This is a genomic window from Pseudohaliea sp., assembly GCF_054552115.1.
In genome coordinates this window covers 1-16,919 of record NZ_JBTOLW010000039.1, presented here as the reverse complement: position 1 = coordinate 16,919, position 16,919 = coordinate 1, and the positions used below count along the sequence as shown (strand labels likewise).

The following is a 16,919-nucleotide window of genomic DNA, read 5'->3' as shown; positions in this document are numbered from 1 at the left end:
CAGCCCGGCGGACCGGTGCTGGCGCCGCCCTGACCTGCGGGTAGACTGAGGGGATGAGCTACCAGCCCCACATCGGAGACGACGAGCTCTTCGCCGCGCAGCTGGAGATGCTCATGCAGAACGGCCGTGTGGCCAGTATGACTTCCAACCTGATTGCCGCGCTGGCCGTGGTCACGCTGCTCTGGCCGTACTTCGGACTCATGCAGCTGCTGCTCTGGGTATCGGTGGTGCTCATCCTGCTGCTCCTGCGTTCCCTGCACATGAGCAATGCGCTGGCCGAGCGGGCCTACCAGCAGGTCCCGCGGCGTCTGTTCTGGCGCCTGGTCTTCGGTGCGCTGGTGACGGGGTCGATCTGGTCCGTGACCTATATCGGTGTCGCGCCGCAGGTGCCCCTCACCATCCAGTACGTCCTTCTGCTGATCATCGTGCTGATCACGACCATCTCGCTCGCCGTGATGGTGGTGGTGCGGGAGTATTTTCTGGCTTTTCTCTTCAGTTCGCTGTTCCCGATCGGCTGGTGGAGCCTGGTGCACTTCTGGGAGCAGCCCCACAACCTGCTCGTCGGCCTGGTACTGCTTGCCGTCTGCGCGTTGTTGCTGGTGGTCAGCAACTGGATCCACAGTTCTTTCCGCTCCATGATCTCCCTGAGCTGGGAGCGGGAGGCCATGGCCCGGGAACTGGGGGAGCTCACCGGCTCCCTGCGCGACCGCAACCGCCAGCTGAAGGAAGCCCGGCGCCAGCTGACGGACCTTGCGAACATCGACGAACTCACGGGGCTGGGCAACCGCCGCCTCGTGAACCATGTGCTGCGCCAGGAGATCAACCGGGCACGCCGGAGCGGCGGCGAGCTCTCGCTCATCCTCATCGACGTGGACTACTTCAAGGCCTACAACGACAACTACGGCCACCCGGCGGGAGATGACGTACTGCGGCGCCTGGGCGACATCTTTCGCAAGGCAGCGAGCCGGGCCGGGGAGGTGGCGGGTCGTTACGGTGGCGAGGAATTCATCCTTATCCTGCCGGGGGCCGACGCAGCCATCGCCCGGCGCACCGCCGAGCGGCTGGCGCAGCGGGTGCATGAGGAGAACATCCCGCACCGCGGCTCCGGCAACAGCGACCGGGTCACGGTCAGCCAGGGCGTTCTCACCGTGGCGCCCGATGGGGACATCGATCCGATCAATCTTCTCGATGCGGCGGACGCGGCGCTCTACCAGGCCAAGGCCGAGGGACGGAACCGGGTCGTTGCGGTGTAGGCGGCCCGTTTCACCCGGGAACAGGCTCAGCTGCCGGAGACATCCTTGAAGCGGTGGATCAGCCGCCGCTCCCGCTTGCTCGGGCGTCGGTTGGGGTTCGGTGTGATGCCACCGGCGGCGCGCCGCGCGGCGGCCTCCGCCTCGCGGCGGGCGATGCTGTCGGCGCTCTCTTCGTAGAGCAGCTGCGCCTCCGGCGCGCCGCGGCGCTGATCCGACAGGGCGAGCACGGTGACCTCGCGGTCGTCCCGGCCCTGGCGGATTTGCAGTACGTCGCCGGGGCTGATTTCCCTGGACACCTTCACCCGCTGGCCGTTCATCTGGACCTTGCCGCCCTCGATTGCCGCCTTGGCGAGGCTGCGGGTCCTGAAGAAGCGGGCGGCCCAGAGCCACTTGTCCACGCGCAGGCGTGTGAGCCGCGAATCGCTCCTCGCGCCGCTCATGCTGCGACTCCGGGCATGATCTCGTCGAAGTGGTGGATGCCGGGAAAACGCGTATCCAGGCGTTTCTGCCGCTGGCTGTCCGGCTGCAATAGTGTCAGCAGGTGGGCGATGCCGTACTCCCGGGCGGCCTCGAGTACGCTCTCGGTGTCATCGATGAACAGCGTGCGTGTCGGGTCGAAGGGGTGCTGCGCCTGCAGCCGCTCCCAGAAGCGCTGCTCCTCCTTGGCGGCCTCGAACTGGTGAGACACGATCACGTCGTCGAACCAGGGGCGGATGTCGATTTCCGCCATCTTGATGTCCAGGGTGACCGGGTGCGCATTGGTCACCAGTACCACCTGCTTCGGGCTTTCGTGCAGCCGCCGCAGGAACTCGAGCGCATGCGGGCGAATGCGGATCATGTGGCGGATTTCCCGTTTCAGGGCGGGGATATCGAGGTCCAGGAGCCGTGACCAGTGATCCAGGCAGTACCAGGCCAGCGTGCCGTGGAGTTCGTCGAAGTGGCCACGCATGCGCTCGAGGGCCTCCTCGGGAGAAACGCCCTTCAGGGTGGCATAGCGCTGCGGCAGGTATTCGAGCCAGAAATGGTTATCGTAGTGCAGGTCGAGGAGCGTGCCGTCCATGTCCAGGAGGACGGTGTCGATCTTGTCCCAGTCAATCACGGTTGCCTGCCGCCTTTCGCTGCCTTTGGTGACGGCGTCCATTATGCGGGTTTCGGCCAAGGGCTGCAGGGCCCGTTGCTGCGGCGGTGGTATGCTCGCCCTGTGAAGGTAGATCCATGACAGCCGGCCTGCAGCCCACGGCCACCGATGCCCTGCTGGACCTCTGCGCTGCCGCCGGGGAGGCCATCTGTCGCGAGTATGGTTCCAGCCGGGCGGACGAGTTCCGGGCGAAGGCCGATGACTCGCCCCTCACGCGGGCGGACCTCGCCTCCCACCGCCTTCTTCTCGAGGGGCTCGGGCGCCTCACGCCGGCGGTGCCCGTACTCTCGGAAGAATCGGAGCCCGGCGCCATCGCGGACCGTCGCCGCTGGGAGCGGCTCTGGATCGTCGACCCGCTCGACGGCACCAAGGAGTTTCTCGGGCGCACCGGCGAGTTCACCATCAACATCGCTCTCGTGGACCGCCAGCGGCCGGTGCTCGGCATTCTTTACCTGCCGCTCGAGCGTGCTGCCTGGGTCGGCGTGCCGGGGGAGGGGGCCTGGCGCTGTCTGCCCGACGGGAACGGCTGGACCCGCTACCCGGTCAGCGCCGCGCCGCCCGCCCACGAGGGGGTGGTGGTGCTGGCCAGCCGGCGCCACCGCAACGAGCGCCTCGAGCGCGCCATTGCCTTTCTCGAGGCCAGGGCGGGGCCCGTACAGCGCCTCAACAGCGGCAGCGCGCTCAAGTTCGTGCAGCTGGCGGCGGGACAGGGTGACATCTACCCCCGCTTCTCCCCTTGCAGCGAGTGGGATGTGGCCGCGGGCCAGGCGCTGCTGGAGGCCGCCGGTGGAGCGGTGCTTGGGCTGGATGGGCAGCCGCTTCGCTACAACGCGAGAGATTCCCTCTTGAGCCCCCACTTCCTGGCGGTGGCGGACCCGTCGCTACCGCTCTGGCGGGATCTGCTGGCGCAGCTGTGAGCGCCCGTACCGGGTTCCGGTCGGCGCAAGCAACGCGCGGCGGTTGGTCGCCCGCATCGCTTTCCCTGTTTCTGTCCCACGAACGCCGAGGTATAGTGGGGGTCTCCAGGTGCCCGGATACAGCAACATGGTGCAGCATGATGAAATGGCCGCCCGGTAAGGGTGGACCCAACGGCGAGGCGGCGGCGAACGAGACGCTTACGCCCGCCATGCGGCTCATGCAGCTCCAGGCCCGGCACCGGGCGCTGGATAACAAGATCACGGAAATCCAGGGCTTTCCCTACCAGAACCAGATCCTGTTGCAGCGGCTCAAGAAGGAAAAGCTGCGCCTGAAGGACGCCATCGCCCGCCTCAAGGACGAGATGATCCCGGACCTGGATGCGTAATGGACCTCGTCGTTTACGCGGTACCCTTGTTCATCGCCGCCATGCTGGTCGAACTCGCCTGGGGCCTGCGCCGGGGCCGCAATACCTACCGCGTCAATGACGCCGTCGGCAGCCTGTTCCTGGGCACGCTCAGCCAGGCGCGGCGTTTCGTCACCCTCGGTGTCGGCGGCCTGGTCTATCACTGGGTCGGCGAGACCCTCGCCATCGCCCGTCTCGATGCCGGCCACTGGGGGACCTGGGTTTTCGCCTTCGTGTTCTACGACTTCTGTTACTACTGGCTGCACCGGCTGGGGCACGAGCGCACGATTCTCTGGGCAGCGCACGTCGCCCATCACCAGAGCGAGGACTACAATCTCTCCACGGCCCTGCGCCAGACGAGTACCGGCTTCCTCCTGGGCTGGATCTTCTACCTGCCGCTGTTCCTTGCCGGGGTGCCGGCCGAGGTGTTCGTCACCGTGGGCTCCCTGAACCTCATCTACCAGTTCTGGGTGCATACGCAGCACGTGGGCAAGCTGGGCCGCTATGAATGGTTCTTTGTCACGCCCTCCAACCACCGGGTGCACCACGCCCAGAACGACCGCTATGTCGATCGCAACTATGGCGGTGTCTTCATCCTCTGGGACCGGCTTTTCGGCACCTTCCAGGAGGAGCTCGAGGACGAGCCGTGCATCTACGGCATCCGCGGCCCGATCCACAGCTTCAACCCGGTAAAAGCGCTTACCCACATCTATGTCGACATGGCCCGGGACAGCTGGCGCGCGAGGCGCTGGCGCGACAAGCTGAAGGTCTGGGTGGCGCGCACGGGCTGGCGCCCGGCGGACGTGGCAGCGGCCGATCCGCTGCCAAAGCCGGACCTCGCCCGCTTCGAGCGCTATGATCCGGCGGTGGCCGCGGGCGTGCCCGCCTATGCCCTGTGCCAGCTCGTCGCCGTGGTTGCGCTGCTGGCCTACATGCAGTGGACGACCCTCGGCTACGGGCAGGGTGTCGCTCTCTGGGCGGTGATGATCGGCACCACCGTCACCACGGCCTTCTGGCTGCAGGCCATGGCACCGCACCGGGCCGTGGCCTGGGATGCCCTGCGACTGCTCGCCGCCGCGCCTGCGCTCGCGTGGGCCGGTGCCGGGTCGTCGCCGTTCCTCGCCGCGGCGGCGGCCTACCTCGCGGCCAATGCGCTCGCGCTGCCGTGGCTCTGGCGCCGCGAGCCGGCGCTGGTGTCCGCCGTCTCGCGGCAGCACCCCGGGGTGCCCTAGCCGCTCCGGGCCGGCCCTTCCAGCACCCGCAGGGCGTGGGTGCCGAAGCCCGCACCTGCCTCGGCGAACAGGTTGAAGACGGAGATGCCCTTGCTCTCCAGTTCTTTCGCTTCTTCCGCAAAGCGCACCACGGCCGCGATGTTGCCCCGGTAGCCGATCCGCTCGAGCATGCGCACCACCAGCATGTTCTCCTGGTGGTTGGTGAGGGCGAGGAGGATCAGCTCCACCTTGTCGAGGTCGAGGCGCGCCCAGAAGTCCGGGTCCGAGGCGTCTGCCGCTTCCACGCGCCGGTGCATGGCACGGTGCACGGCCAGCTTGCGGTCGTTGTCGTCGACGCCCAGTACCTGCCAGCCGTAGTGCTGGGCGAGCGTTTCATAGGCGCCGGTACCGATGTTGCCCATGCCGAGCACCAGCACTTTCACGTTTCGGGTATCGCCGTGGGTGGCCCGCACGCGGGTGGATTCGAAGCGGGCCAGCTGCTCCCGGTGACGCCGGTAGAGGCTGTGCGACAGGTTGTTGAGGGGCGCGGCGAGGGTGAAGCTCACGGCAATGGCGATGGACAGGGCCGCGCTCCAGGCCGGGTCCACCCAGCCGGCGGTAGCGGCCACGGCTACCACGATGAGGCCGAATTCCGAGTGGTTGGCCAGGGCGTTGGACGCGAGCAGGGCGGTGCGTGGCGGCGTATGCAGCCAGGTGAGCAGCGGGAAGTAGAGCAGGGGCTTCAGCAGTGCCAGGGCGCCCAGGGCCGCAGCCAGCGCCATCACCTCCGGCGTCGGCCATCCGCCGAGACCGATGGACAGGAAGAAACCGACCAGGAAAAGGTCCTTGAACAGCATCAGGTTGTAGGACAGCTCCTTTGCCTTCTGGTCCCCGGCCAGCAGGGCGCCGATGAGCAGGGCGCCGAGGTCGCCCTTGACGCCCACGGCCTCGCAGAGGCCGGCGCTGCCGAAGGCGAGGGCCAGGCCGAAGAGGGTGAAGAGTTCGCCGTGCCCCGCCAGGGCCAGAAGACGCAGCAGCAGCGGACGCAGCGGTATGGCCAGCAGCAGGAGCACGGCCGCCGGCTGCGGTACCTTGCCGGTGGTAAAGGCGAGGAAGAGCACTGCGGCGAGGTCCTGGATGATGAGGATGCCGATGGCGAGGTTGGCGTGCCGCGAGGCCATCTCGCCGCGCTCCTGCATGATCTGGATGACGAAGACGGTGCTCGAGAAGGTAAAGGCGAAGGCGATCACCAGCTTCGCGCCGAGGTCCAGCCCCAGCTGCGGGAACAGCTGTGCCACGCCCCATAGCACGCCGAGGAAAAACCCCTGGGTGGCTGCCATGTGCAGCAGGGTGGTGCCCCAGATGTGGGTCTTCAGGAGGTCTCTCAGTTGCAGCTTGAGACCGATGGTAAACAACAGCAGGGTCACGCCGAGGTCGGCGAGCGTCGACAGGATGGCGCCGCCGTACACGTCCAGTTCGTGCAACGCGAAGCCGGCGGCGAGGTAACCCACCAGCGCCGGCAGGCCGATGGCCCGGGCCAGCATACCGGCGGCGAGGGCGGTGAGAATGATCAGCGGGTCGATCATGCCGGGGCCGGGCGGGAGGCTAGGGGGCCCGCGTGTGGCGAGCTTGCCACAGCAGCCCGAGGGCGGTGGCGGTGACCAGCAGGTCCACCACCGTGCGCAGCTGCTCCCAGGCGTGCACCGGGACCGGTGCAAAGGCGAACCAGGCCCGGGCGCCGCAGACCGCGGCCGCGATGGCCAGGGCAAAACGGGAAACCCCGAAGAGCCCCAGCCCGAGCAGCAGGTAGCAGCCCCCCGCGAGTGCCGTGAGCAGCACCGGCGCACCGAGGTCGAACACCCACAGCATGGCCACCTGCGCCAGCCCGGCCGCAGTCACGATCGTGGCGGTGGCGATGCGAAGCGGCGGTGGCGAGGTAGCGGGCATGGCCGGCAAGGTAGCACAGGCTACCGCGATGTAGGAGCGATCGGGCCCGGGGAGGTGTCTCGCCGGGACCCGCGGGGCGGGCCCGGTCAGCCGCCGCTTCGCGCCCGCGCGACCTTCGAGCCGCCCGGCCGCCCGAGAAAATCGCTGATGCGCTTGCCCGCGGCGATGAGCCGGTCGAGGTCTACCCCGGTATCGAGGCCGAGGCCCTCGAGGAGGTACACCACATCCTCCGTGGCGACGTTGCCGGAGGCGCCCGGCGCATAGGGGCAGCCACCCAGGCCGGCCACGGAGGCGTCGATGCGGCGGATGCCGCGGTCCACCGCGGCGAGAATGTTCGCCAGCGCCTGGCCGTAGGTGTCATGGCAGTGCACCGCGAGCTGCGCGGCGTTGAAGGCGCCGAGCAGCTCCGCAAGCAGCGCGCGCATGCCGCCCGCGGTGCCGGTGCCGATGGTGTCGCCCAGGGAGACCTCGTAGCAGCCGAGTTCGAGCAGGTCACCGGTGACCTGTGCCACGGCTGCCGGGGCGACGGTGCCCTCGTAGGGGCAGCCCAGCACGCAGGAGACGTAGCCGCGCACGGGCATGCCCGCCGCCGCGGCTGCCGCCATTACCGGCTGGAAGCGCGCGAGGCTCTCGGTGATGCTGCAGTTGATGTTCTTCTGCGAAAAGCTTTCCGAAGCGGCGGCGAATACCGCGACCTCGTCGGCGCCGGCGGTCAGCGCCCGTTCGAAGCCGCGCAGGTTCGGCGTGAGTGCCGTGTAGCGGACCCCGGCCTTGCGCGTCATGGCGGCAAAGAGCGCCTCGCTGTCGGCCATCTGCGGCACCCACTTCGGGTTCACGAAACTGCCCGCCTCGATCACGGTGAGCCCGGCGCCGGCGAGGTCCTCCACCAGCTGCTGTTTAACCGCGAGCGGCAGTTCGCCCGGCTCGTTCTGCAGGCCGTCCCGGGGGCCCACTTCGATCAGTGTCGCGCGATCGTTGCTCATGCCGCGTTCTCCGCCGGGGTGAAGTCCACCAGCGCGGCGCCGCCGTCCACGAGGTCGCCGGCGGCGAAGCGGAAGCCGTCCACGGTGCCGTCCACCGGTGCCTTCACCGTGTGCTCCATCTTCATGGCTTCGAGGATCATGAGCGGCGTGCCGGCGGCCACCGTGGCGCCGGGGTCTGCAAGCAGGGCAATGACCCGGCCGTTCATGGGTGCCGTCAGGCCCGCGAGGGCGCCGGTGCCACCGCCCTCGCCGGTATCGGCCGCGATGGCGTGGAAGGGGCAGGCGCGGTCCGGGAAGAACAGGGTCCACCCCGGGGATGCCTCCACCAGCAGCGCGCGCTGGCGATGGCCGTCGAGGGTGAGGTCGAGTTCGAGCGTGCCGCCGTCGGCCGTTCGCGGCGGGAGGCCTCCATCCCCCCGGGCCGCCGTCACGGGGGCCGCGCCTACCGCCAGCGTTGCCCCGTTTTCCGAGGAGGGCGCGCCGTCATGCCGGCCGCGCCCGGCGGTGCCGACGCGGTAGCCGCCGGCACCCAGGTGTTCCACGGTTACCTCGTGGTCCGCCCCGTGACAATGCAGGGTCATCGGTTGCCGGTGCGGGGCGTTCATGCGCCAGCCGCCTGCTGCCGCCCAGGGGCTGTGCGGATCGCCTGCGGGCGCTGCAATGGCTGCGGCCTGCAGGCAGGCCAGGGCGGCGGCGCAGGCCGCGACGTCCTGCGCCACGGTGTCCCCCGCCTCGCGGAAGATTGCTTCCCGGTGGCGCTCGATAAAACCCGTATCCAGCTGCGCATCGCGGAAAGCCCTGGTGGTCGCGAGGTTGAAGAGAAAGCCGAGATTGGTGACCGTGCCGGCGGTGCGGTAGGCACGCAGGGCGCCGGCGAGGCGGTCCAGGGCCCGGTCCCGGTTCTCGTCCCAGACCACCAGCTTGGCGATCATCGGGTCGTAATGCATGGAAATCTCGTCGCCGCCGCGGACCCCGCTGTCCACGCGCACGTGCCGGTCCTCCGGCGGCGGCGCGTGGTAGGTCAGGCGGCCGGTCGCGGGCAGAAAATCCTGCTCCGCGTCCTCGGCGTAAACCCGCGCCTCGATGGCGTGACCGCGGATCACGATCTCGTCCTGCGACAGCGGGAGCGGCTGGCCGGCGGCCACGCGCAGCTGCCACTCCACCAGGTCCTGCCCCGTGATCAGCTCGGTAACCGGGTGCTCCACCTGCAGCCGGGTGTTCATTTCCATGAAGTAAAACTGCCCGTCCTCGTCGAGGAGAAACTCGACGGTGCCGGCACCGCGATAGTCGATGGCCTTCGCCGCGTCCACGGCCGCCTCGCCCATGCGCGCGCGAAGGGCGGCGTCCACCCCGGGCGCGGGTGCTTCCTCAAGCACCTTCTGGTGCCGGCGCTGCACGGAGCAGTCGCGCTCGGCCAGGTATACCGCGCCGCCGTGACTGTCGCAGAATACCTGCACCTCCACGTGCCGGGGCCGGCCGAGATATTTTTCCACCAGCATGCGCTCGTCACCGAAGCTTGCCGCAGCCTCGCGTCTCGCCGCGGCCAGCGCGTCTTCGAAGGCCTCCGCTTTCTCCACTACGCGCATTCCCTTGCCGCCGCCACCGGCGGTCGCCTTTAGCAGCACCGGATAGCCCATCGCATCGGCGGCTGCACGCAGCGTTTCGGCACCCTGATCGTCGCCGTGGTAGCCGGGGATCAGCGGCACGCCGGCCGCTTCCATGATCTGCTTCGCCGCGGACTTGCTGCCCATGGCCGCAATGGCGCTCGCCGGCGGGCCGATGAACACGACGCCGGCGGCCTCGCAGGCCCTCGCAAAATCCGCGTTTTCGGAGAGGAAACCGTAGCCCGGGTGGATGGCCTCGGCGCCCGTGCGCGCCGCCGCCTCGAGTACCGCCTCGCCGCGCAGGTACGACTCCCGCGCCGGCGCCGGGCCTAGGTGTACCGCCTCGTCGGCCAGCTCCACGTGCAGGGCGCTCGCATCCGCGTCGGAATAGACGGCGACCGTCGCAATGCCCAGGCGCCGGCAGGTGCGGATCACTCGGCAGGCGATTTCGCCGCGGTTGGCAATGAGTACCTTGCGGAACATCTCAGCTTTCCTCGCCGTTTCCCGTCGGCTCCCGCCAGGCGGGTGCGCGCTTCTCCAGGAAGGCCGACAGCCCTTCCTGGCCTTCCCCGGAGACGCGGATATGCGCAATCCGCGCGCAGGTGTCCTCGATAAGCGAAGGGCTCAGCCCGGCCCCGGCGACGCTGCGCACGAGGTCCTTCGCGGCCCGCTGCGCGGCCGGCCCACCCATGAGCAGTTCGTCGACGAGCGCTGACGCGTGCGCGTCGAGGTGCTCCGCGGCGCAGGTCTCGCTCACCAGCCCCAATTGCAGCGCCGTCGCCGCGTCAAAGGCCTCCCCGGTCAGCATGTAGCGGCTCGCTGCCCGCTCGCCGATGCTCTTCACGACGTAGGGGCCGATGGTCGCCGGGATGAGCCCGATGCGCACTTCGGACAGCGCAAAGCGCGCCCGCTCTGCGGCGATGGCCATGTCGCAGCAACTCACCAGGCCCACGGCGCCGCCGAAGGCCGCCCCCTGCACGACTGCCACGGTGGGCATGGGCAGCCGATACAGGTCCTGCAGCATGCCGGCGAGTTCCTCGGCATCTTTCATGTTGTGCCCGTAGTCGTACTCGGCCATGCGCCGCATCCACGCGAGGTCACCGCCGGCAGAAAAGTGTTTCCCCGCCCCGCGCAGCACGACCACCCGCACGCGCTCGTCTTTGCGCAGCGCCTTGAACGCGTCGCGCAGTTCACCGATCACCACATCATCGAACGCGTTGTGCTTGTCCTGGCGGTCGAGGGTGACGGTCGCGATGCCTCGTTCGTCGATGGTTGTTCTGACGCTGGTTTCAGTCATGAGCGGGATTCCGTGGCGTTAGTTTTGCTGCTGTGCTGTTGTGCCTTTCGATGCCGGCGCCAGGGCTGGGGAAAACCCCCTCGGGATACGCTACAAGCACATGGACGTGCTTGTAGCGTGTCCGGCACCCCCTTTCCCGGGCTGGCGGCATCACGAAGCACCGCACTTGCCCGAACAGCTGCCCAGCCGAAGTCACAGAGGAAGCATCACAACTTTGCGCCGATCGCATGGCGTCACATCCGAAACACCCCGAACCGCGACTCCGGTATCGGGGCGTTGAGGCTGGCGGAGAGGGCGAGGGCGAGGACCGTGCGGGTGTCGGCGGGGTCGATCACGCCGTCGTCCCAGAGGCGGGCAGAGGCGTAGTAGGGGTGGCCCTGGGCCTCGTAGCGGTCGAGGATCGGCCGCTTGAACGCCTGCTCCTCCTCGGGCGACATGGACTTGCCCTCGCGGGCCAGCTGGTCCTGCTTCACCGTGGCGAGAACGCCGGCAGCCTGCTCGCCGCCCATTACCGAGATACGGGCATTGGGCCAGAGGAACAGGAAACGCGGATCGTAGGCGCGGCCGCACATCGCGTAGTTGCCGGCGCCGAAGGAGCCGCCGATGACCACCGTGAACTTGGGCACGTCCGCGCAGGCGACGGCGTGGACCATCTTCGCGCCGTGGCGGGCGATGCCGCCGGCCTCGTACTGGCGGCCGACCATGAAACCGGTGATGTTCTGCAGGAAGACCAGCGGGATTTTGCGCTGGGCGCAGAGTTCGACGAAATGCGCGCCCTTCACGGCGGACTCGGAGAACAGGATGCCGTTGTTGGCGACGATGCCCACCGGGTAGCCATGGAGGCGGGCGAAGCCGCAGACCAGCGTGTCGCCGTAGAGGGCCTTGAACTCGTCGAAGTCCGAGCCGTCGACAAGGCGGGCGATGACCTCGCGCACATCGAAGGGCCGGCGCGTGTCCGCCGGGATGAGACGGTACAGGTCCTCCGCCGGGTAGGCGGGCTCCACCGGATCGGCGAGATCGAGGGCGACCGTCTTGCGCCAGTTCAGCCGCGCCACCGCACGGCGTACGAGTTCGATGGCGTGGGCGTCGTTGTTGGCGTAGTGGTCCGTGACGCCGGATTCCCGGCAGTGCACGTCGGCGCCTCCCAGGGTTTCGGCGTCGACGACCTCGCCGGTGGCGGCCTTTACCAGCGGCGGTCCGCCGAGGAAGATCGTGCCCTGCTCGCGGACGATGATCGACTCGTCGGCCATGGCCGGCAGGTAGGCCCCGCCGGCGGTGCAGGAGCCGAGCACCGCGGCGATCTGCGGGATGCCGGCGGCGGACATGCGGGCCTGGTTGTAGAAGGCGCGGCCGAAGTGCTCCCGGTCCGGGAAGACCTCGTCCTGCAGGGGCAGGAAGGCGCCGCCGGAGTCGACAAGGTAGAGGCAGGGCAGGCGGTTCTCGGCGGCGATGCGCTGGGCCCGGTCCTGCTTCTTTACGGTGAGCGGGTAGTAGGTGCCGCCCTTCACCGTGGCATCGTTGACGAAGATCATGCACTCGACGCCCTCGACCCGGCCGATGCCGGTGATCAGGCCGGCGCCGGGCACGTCATCGTCGTAGACCTCATAGGCGGCGAGCTGGGACAGCTCGAGGAAGGGCGTGCCCGGGTCGAGGAGGGCCTCGAGGCGCTGGCGGGGCAGCAGCTTGCCGCGCTCCACGTGACGCGCCCGGGCGCGCTCGCCGCCGCCCTGGGCGAGCCGGGCGACCAGCGTGCGCAGGTCGTCGACCTGGGCGCGCAGGGCCTTTTCGTTGGCCTCGGCCTCGGGGCCGGTGAGGTCGGCCTGGCTGGTGAGCTTCGGCATGGCGGGTTCCTCAGGCGGAGGCGTTGAACAGCTCGCGGCCGATGAGCATGCGGCGGATCTCCGAGGTCCCGGCGCCGATCTCGTAGAGCTTGGCGTCGCGCAGCAGGCGCCCTGCACTGGACTCGTTGGTGTAGCCGAAGCCGCCCAGGGCCTGGATGGTCTGCAGGGCGAGCTGCGTGGCCTTTTCCGCCGTGTAGAGAATCACCGCGGCGCAGTCCTGGCGGGTCTCCTCGCCGCGGTCGCAGGCGGCGGCCACGGCGTAGAGGTAGGCTCGGCAGGCATTCAGGTCCGCGTACATGTCGGCGAGTTTGCCCTGCATGAGCTGGAAGGTGCCGATGGGCTGGCCGAACTGCTCACGGGTGTGCAGGTAGGGCAGCACCTCGTCGATGCAGGCCTGCATGATGCCCACGGGGCCGCCGGAGAGCACGGTGCGCTCGTAGTCGAGGCCGGACATGAGGATCTTCACGCCCTCGCCCTCGCCGCGCATGACGTTCCCGGCCGGCACGCGGCAGTCCTCGAAAACCAGTTCGCAGGTGTTGGAGCCGCGCATCCCGAGCTTGTCGAGCTTCGGAGAGCGCGAAAAGCCCGGGAAGTCCCGCTCGACGATGAAGGCGGTGATGCCGCGGGGGCCGGCGGCCGGGTCGGTTTTGGCGTAGATGACGTAGACGTCGGCGTCCGGGCCGTTGGTGATCCACATCTTGTTGCCGTTGAGCACGTACTCGTCGCCGTCGCGGCGGGCGGCGAGCTTCATGGAAACCACGTCGGAGCCGGCGTTCGGTTCGGACATGGCCAGCGCCCCCACGTGCTCGCCGGTGCAGAGCGTCGGGAGGTACTTCGCCTTCTGTGCCTCGCTGCCGTTCTTCTGGATCTGGTTCAGGCAGAGGTTGGACATGGCGCCGTAGGACAGGCCAACGGAGCCGGAGGCCCGGCTGATCTCCTCCATGACCACGCTGTGCGCGAGGTAGCCCATGCCGCTGCCGCCATAGGCCTCGTCGACGGTGATGCCGAGCAGGCCGAGCTCGCCGAACTTCGGCCACAGGTCCGCCGGGAACTCGTTGTCGCGGTCGATCTGCGCGGCCCGCGGGGCAATCTCCTTCCGGCAGAACTGGTAGACGGACTGCCGCAGCATATCGATCTCTTCGCCCAGGCCGAAATTCAGGGTGGGGTAGCCGGTGTTCATGCGTGTCTCCTTGCGGGGCTGGCTGTGGCGGCGCGGCGCTCCTCAAGGGCGTCGCGGCAGAGGCCCTCGACCTCGTCGAGGCTTTCGAGCATGGCGTCGAGGTCCGCGCGCTGGTGCAGGAGCTGCGAACGGCGTTCTTTGATGCGTTCGATGAGGGAGGCGAGCTGCGCGGCGTTGCTCGCGCCGGGCTCGTACATGTCGATGATTTCGACGCTTTCGGCGAGGGACAGGCCGATACGCTTGCCGCGGAGAATGAGCTTGATACGCACCCGGTCCGCGGGAGTGTAGCGGCGTTGCCCGCCCTCCCGGCGCGGGTGGATGTACCCCTTCTCCTCGTAGAAGCGGATGGTCCGGGTGGTAATGGCGAACTCCCGGGCCAGCTCCGAGATGCTGTAGCTGCGCTCTCCCACGGCCTCTCTCTGCCTGCACGTGCTGTGCCGGAGTCTAGATCACGCTTACGTTAACGTAAAGCAAGGTTTCCCGGCAGGATTTCCCGGCAAGGTTTTCGGGCAAGGTTTCCCGGGGCGTCCCGGCCGCGCCGGGGGCCGCGCTCCCGGGATACAGCTGCCGTCCCCTTGCGGTACGATGCGCCCTCCACGGCAAGGCGCGCTTCGATGGCCCAGGCAGACCTGATCAGGCGGCTCGCGGACGGCGAGTTCCACTCCGGCGAGGTGCTCGCCGGGGAGCTCGGCGTCAGCCGCACCGCGGTGTGGAAGCAGCTGGCGCATCTCGAGGCCCTGGGTATCACCCTCGAATCCGTGCGCGGGCGCGGCTACCGCATCCCGGGGGGGCTGGACCTGCTCGATGCGGCCGCCGTGCGGGCGGCGCTTCCCGCGAAGGCAGCGGCGCTGCTTGCGGAGCTGGCGATCGTCGACAGTGTGGATTCCACCAACGCCGCGCTGCTGCGCGAGGCGCCCGGCCCCGCCGGTCTCGGCCGGGTCTGCGCCGCGGAGCGCCAGCTCGCCGGGCGGGGCCGGCGAGGCCGCAGCTGGGCGAGCCCCTTCGCCCGCAACCTCTACGTTTCCGTCGGCTGGACCTTCGCCCAGGGCGCCGCTGCGCTCGAGGGCCTGAGCCTCGCGGTGGGGGTGGCCCTTGCGGAAGCCCTGGCGGAGCTGGGTCTTTCCGGGGTGGTCCTCAAATGGCCGAACGACCTTCTCGCCGGTGATGCCAAGCTCGGCGGCGTGCTCATCGAGATGAGCGGCGACGCCGACGGTCCCTGCCGGGCCGTAGTGGGCATGGGCCTGAACGTGCGCATGCCCGAGGACACCGCGGGCGCCATCGACCAGCCGTGGACGGACCTGGCAACGCTCGCCGGCGGCGCGCCGCCGGCGCGCAGCCTGCTGCTGGCGGCGATGCTGGGGCGCGTGCTGCCCCTGCTCGACAGCTTTGGCAGCGAGGGCTTTGAACCCTGGCGTGCACGCTGGGACGCCCTGGACGCCTTCGCCGGCGCCGCGGTACAGGTGCTCTCCGGGGAAACCCGGATTGCCGGTATTGCCCGCGGCGTCGATGAGCGCGGCGCCCTGCGCCTCGAGACCACCACCGGCCTGCGCCCGATCCACGGGGGCGAGGTCTCCCTGAGGCGCCGGTGACGGTGATGCGCGCCGGCCCGATCCTGCAGCTTGACCTCGGTAACAGCCGCCTCAAGTGGCGGCTCATCGACGGCGGCGGTGACTGCGGCACCGACACGGTGCTGGGCCGCGGTGCCTGCGCGCCGGGAGATGAGGCGTGGCTGGCGCAGCCTGCGGCCGTAGCGGCGGTACAGGTCGCCAGCGTTGCCAGCGATGCAGCGGAGGCGGCGCTCGCCGGGCGGGTGCGTGACTGTCTGGGCCTCGAGCCCTGGTTCGCCCGCGCCGCGGCGCAGCGCGGCGACCTCGTCAACAGCTATGCCGAGCCGGCACGCATGGGCGCCGACCGCTGGCTGGCCATGGTCGCCGCCCGTGCCCGCTGCAAGCAGCGCCTCTGCGTGGTCGACGCCGGTTCTGCCCTGACCATCGATCTCGTCGCCGCGGACGGTCGCCACGAGGGGGGCTATATCATTCCCGGTACGGCGCTCATGGCCCGGGCGCTCCTCGCAGACACCGGCCGGGTCCGCTTCGAGGCGGGCAGGGCCGATTCCCTTGCGCCGGGGCAGTCGACGGCCGCCTGCGTGCACCGCGGGATCTCGCTGGCCCAGGCGGGCGCCCTGCAATTGGCGTTGTCGGAGGCGGCCGCCGGTGGCGAGGCACCGCTCCTTGTCGTAAGCGGCGGCGGCGGGGAAGCGCTGCTCGCGCTGCTGGGCCTGCCCGGTGCCGAGTACCGGCAGGACCTGGTGTTCGAGGGCCTGGCGATCGCGGCGCGGATTGCATGACAAGGGGCTTTCCGCCTACTATCGCGCTCTCGCTTGGCTGGCGTAGCTCAGTAGGTAGAGCAGCTGATTTGTAATCAGCCGGTCGGGGGTTCGATTCCTCTCGCCAGCTCCACATACCGGCGGGTCGCCCGGCTGACGAGGAGCCGGGGTGCCTGCCCGGCTTCCCTGTTCGTCAAAAGCAGTTGACAAGGCCTTGTGCCCTCTGGACAATGTGCCGCCTTCCGGAGGGGTTCCCGAGTGGCCAAAGGGATCAGACTGTAAATCTGACGCGAAAGCTTCGGTGGTTCGAATCCACCCCCCTCCACCAGAAAGTGTAGTTAGATCAGCGGCTTGCAAGGTGCGCAGCAGCTGGTACGCAGCTTGGGTTGCGAGGCGACGGTTTAACGGGCGGGTATAGTTCAATGGTAGAACCTCAGCCTTCCAAGCTGATGATGCGGGTTCGATTCCCGCTACCCGCTCCAGAAGGGCAAGGGTAAGGCTCATATAGCTCAGTCGGTAGAGCACTTCCTTGGTAAGGAAGAGGTCACCGGTTCAAGTCCGGTTATGAGCTCCATTCCCTGCTCTTTTTTTATTCAGCGGTAGCCGGTCGCCGGCGATCCGCCGGGACTGATGCAAGGATCGTGGCGCCTGCCGCCGTGGAAAGGAGACTGTTGGAATGGGAAAGGAAACTTTTGAGCGCGACAAGCCCCACGTCAACGTGGGCACCATCGGTCACGTGGACCACGGCAAGACGACGCTGACGGCGGCGCTGACGCGGGTTTGCGCGGAAGTCTGGGGCGGAGCGGCCGTTGCCTTTG

At 68.8% G+C, this 16,919-nt stretch carries 17 protein-coding genes and 4 tRNA genes; 11 read left to right on the top strand and 10 right to left on the bottom strand.

Annotated features, from left to right (window positions below):
* Positions 1-53 precede the first annotated feature (53 nt).
* Positions 54-1,253 (top strand): GGDEF domain-containing protein, encoded by a 1,200-nt coding sequence (locus ACX93N_RS15010; protein ID WP_459429252.1) that lies wholly within the window; start codon positions 54-56, stop codon positions 1,251-1,253.
* A gap of 26 nt (positions 1,254-1,279) precedes the next feature.
* Here ACX93N_RS15010 and ACX93N_RS15005 read toward each other — a convergent pair whose 3' ends face one another.
* Positions 1,280-1,693, bottom strand: coding sequence for an RNA-binding S4 domain-containing protein (locus tag ACX93N_RS15005; protein WP_459429251.1), 414 nt, complete (start codon positions 1,691-1,693; stop codon positions 1,280-1,282).
* Complete coding sequence (gene yrfG, locus ACX93N_RS15000; protein ID WP_459429250.1) at positions 1,690-2,352, bottom strand: GMP/IMP nucleotidase; 663 nt, start codon at positions 2,350-2,352, stop codon at positions 1,690-1,692. The genes ACX93N_RS15005 and yrfG overlap by 4 nt, the downstream gene beginning before the upstream one ends.
* 116 nt (positions 2,353-2,468) lie before the next feature.
* Here yrfG and cysQ point away from each other — a divergent pair, with 116 nt between their 5' ends.
* The 3 genes from cysQ (at position 2,469) to ACX93N_RS14985 (ending at position 4,944) form a co-directional block, all read left to right on the top strand.
* A complete protein-coding gene (gene cysQ, locus ACX93N_RS14995) occupies positions 2,469-3,308 on the top strand; it encodes a 3'(2'),5'-bisphosphate nucleotidase CysQ (RefSeq protein WP_459429249.1) in 840 nt (279 codons plus the stop codon).
* A 140-nt stretch (positions 3,309-3,448) separates the two neighbouring features.
* Entirely contained in the window at positions 3,449-3,694 is a 246-nt protein-coding gene (locus ACX93N_RS14990; protein WP_459429264.1) for a YdcH family protein, read from the top strand.
* Complete coding sequence (locus tag ACX93N_RS14985; RefSeq protein ID WP_459429248.1) at positions 3,694-4,944, top strand: sterol desaturase family protein; 1,251 nt, start codon at positions 3,694-3,696, stop codon at positions 4,942-4,944. Before ACX93N_RS14990 ends, ACX93N_RS14985 begins: the two co-directional genes overlap by 1 nt.
* Here the strand turns inward: ACX93N_RS14985 and ACX93N_RS14980 are convergent.
* The 8 genes from ACX93N_RS14980 to ACX93N_RS14945 all read right to left on the bottom strand — a co-directional run bounded on the left by ACX93N_RS14980 (position 4,941) and on the right by ACX93N_RS14945 (position 14,185).
* The gene (locus ACX93N_RS14980; RefSeq protein ID WP_459429247.1) at positions 4,941-6,509 is read right to left on the bottom strand and encodes a cation:proton antiporter domain-containing protein; all 1,569 of its coding nucleotides are present in this window, start codon (positions 6,507-6,509) and stop codon (positions 4,941-4,943) included. The genes ACX93N_RS14985 and ACX93N_RS14980 overlap by 4 nt on opposite strands.
* Positions 6,510-6,528: 19 nt before the next feature.
* Positions 6,529-6,870, bottom strand: coding sequence for a hypothetical protein (locus tag ACX93N_RS14975; protein WP_459429246.1), 342 nt, complete (start codon positions 6,868-6,870; stop codon positions 6,529-6,531).
* Positions 6,871-6,956: 86 nt separating this feature from the next.
* Positions 6,957-7,853 (bottom strand): hydroxymethylglutaryl-CoA lyase, encoded by an 897-nt coding sequence (locus tag ACX93N_RS14970; RefSeq protein WP_459429245.1) that lies wholly within the window; start codon positions 7,851-7,853, stop codon positions 6,957-6,959.
* Entirely contained in the window at positions 7,850-9,940 is a 2,091-nt protein-coding gene (locus ACX93N_RS14965; protein ID WP_459429244.1) for an acetyl/propionyl/methylcrotonyl-CoA carboxylase subunit alpha, read from the bottom strand. Before ACX93N_RS14965 ends, ACX93N_RS14970 begins: the two co-directional genes overlap by 4 nt.
* A 1-nt stretch (position 9,941) precedes the next feature.
* Positions 9,942-10,754: an enoyl-CoA hydratase-related protein gene (locus ACX93N_RS14960; RefSeq protein ID WP_459429243.1), complete on the bottom strand. Its 813-nt coding sequence runs from the start codon at positions 10,752-10,754 to the stop codon at positions 9,942-9,944.
* 233 nt (positions 10,755-10,987) lie between these two features.
* Positions 10,988-12,595: a carboxyl transferase domain-containing protein gene (locus ACX93N_RS14955; protein ID WP_459429242.1), complete on the bottom strand. Its 1,608-nt coding sequence runs from the start codon at positions 12,593-12,595 to the stop codon at positions 10,988-10,990.
* A gap of 10 nt (positions 12,596-12,605) precedes the next feature.
* Entirely contained in the window at positions 12,606-13,775 is a 1,170-nt protein-coding gene (locus ACX93N_RS14950) for an isovaleryl-CoA dehydrogenase (RefSeq protein WP_459429241.1), read from the bottom strand.
* Complete coding sequence (locus ACX93N_RS14945; RefSeq protein ID WP_459429240.1) at positions 13,772-14,185, bottom strand: MerR family transcriptional regulator; 414 nt, start codon at positions 14,183-14,185, stop codon at positions 13,772-13,774. Before ACX93N_RS14945 ends, ACX93N_RS14950 begins: the two co-directional genes overlap by 4 nt.
* Before the next feature lie 204 nt (positions 14,186-14,389).
* On the opposite strand from ACX93N_RS14945, the gene birA reads away from it, so the two are divergent.
* The 7 genes from birA to ACX93N_RS14910 all read left to right on the top strand — a co-directional run.
* Positions 14,390-15,364, top strand: a complete 975-nt coding sequence (gene birA / locus ACX93N_RS14940) for a bifunctional biotin--[acetyl-CoA-carboxylase] ligase/biotin operon repressor BirA (RefSeq protein ID WP_459429239.1) — start codon at positions 14,390-14,392, stop codon at positions 15,362-15,364.
* Between the two features lie 5 nt (positions 15,365-15,369).
* A complete protein-coding gene (locus tag ACX93N_RS14935) occupies positions 15,370-16,122 on the top strand; it encodes a type III pantothenate kinase (RefSeq protein WP_459429263.1) in 753 nt (250 codons plus the stop codon).
* 36 nt (positions 16,123-16,158) lie between these two features.
* A tRNA-Thr gene (locus tag ACX93N_RS14930) sits at positions 16,159-16,234 on the top strand.
* A 111-nt stretch (positions 16,235-16,345) separates the two neighbouring features.
* A tRNA-Tyr gene (locus ACX93N_RS14925) sits at positions 16,346-16,429 on the top strand.
* 80 nt (positions 16,430-16,509) lie between these two features.
* Positions 16,510-16,583: transfer RNA gene (locus ACX93N_RS14920), tRNA-Gly, on the top strand.
* Between the two features lie 16 nt (positions 16,584-16,599).
* Positions 16,600-16,675 (top strand) — tRNA-Thr (locus ACX93N_RS14915).
* 102 nt (positions 16,676-16,777) lie between these two features.
* Positions 16,778-16,919 (top strand): GTP-binding protein (locus tag ACX93N_RS14910; RefSeq protein ID WP_459429262.1); only part of this gene is annotated, 142 nt, incomplete at its 3' end.

Excerpts from the sequence above, each read along its gene's own strand:
- ACX93N_RS14970 (WP_459429245.1), bottom strand. The coding sequence starts at position 7,853 with ATGAGCAACGATCGCGCGACACTGATCGAAGTGGGCCCCCGGGACGGC.
- ACX93N_RS14990 (WP_459429264.1), top strand. The coding sequence starts at position 3,449 with ATGAAATGGCCGCCCGGTAAGGGTGGACCCAACGGCGAGGCGGCGGCG.
- ACX93N_RS14965 (WP_459429244.1), bottom strand. The coding sequence starts at position 9,940 with ATGTTCCGCAAGGTACTCATTGCCAACCGCGGCGAAATCGCCTGCCGA.
- ACX93N_RS15010 (WP_459429252.1), top strand. The coding sequence starts at position 54 with ATGAGCTACCAGCCCCACATCGGAGACGACGAGCTCTTCGCCGCGCAG.
- ACX93N_RS14935 (WP_459429263.1), top strand. The coding sequence starts at position 15,370 with ATGCGCGCCGGCCCGATCCTGCAGCTTGACCTCGGTAACAGCCGCCTC.
- cysQ (WP_459429249.1), top strand. The coding sequence starts at position 2,469 with ATGACAGCCGGCCTGCAGCCCACGGCCACCGATGCCCTGCTGGACCTC.
- ACX93N_RS15005 (WP_459429251.1), bottom strand. The coding sequence starts at position 1,693 with ATGAGCGGCGCGAGGAGCGATTCGCGGCTCACACGCCTGCGCGTGGAC.
- ACX93N_RS14960 (WP_459429243.1), bottom strand. The coding sequence starts at position 10,754 with ATGACTGAAACCAGCGTCAGAACAACCATCGACGAACGAGGCATCGCG.
- ACX93N_RS14955 (WP_459429242.1), bottom strand. The coding sequence starts at position 12,595 with ATGCCGAAGCTCACCAGCCAGGCCGACCTCACCGGCCCCGAGGCCGAG.
- birA (WP_459429239.1), top strand. The coding sequence starts at position 14,390 with ATGGCCCAGGCAGACCTGATCAGGCGGCTCGCGGACGGCGAGTTCCAC.
- ACX93N_RS14950 (WP_459429241.1), bottom strand. The coding sequence starts at position 13,775 with ATGAACACCGGCTACCCCACCCTGAATTTCGGCCTGGGCGAAGAGATC.
- ACX93N_RS14975 (WP_459429246.1), bottom strand. The coding sequence starts at position 6,870 with ATGCCCGCTACCTCGCCACCGCCGCTTCGCATCGCCACCGCCACGATC.
- ACX93N_RS14985 (WP_459429248.1), top strand. The coding sequence starts at position 3,694 with ATGGACCTCGTCGTTTACGCGGTACCCTTGTTCATCGCCGCCATGCTG.
- ACX93N_RS14980 (WP_459429247.1), bottom strand. The coding sequence starts at position 6,509 with ATGATCGACCCGCTGATCATTCTCACCGCCCTCGCCGCCGGTATGCTG.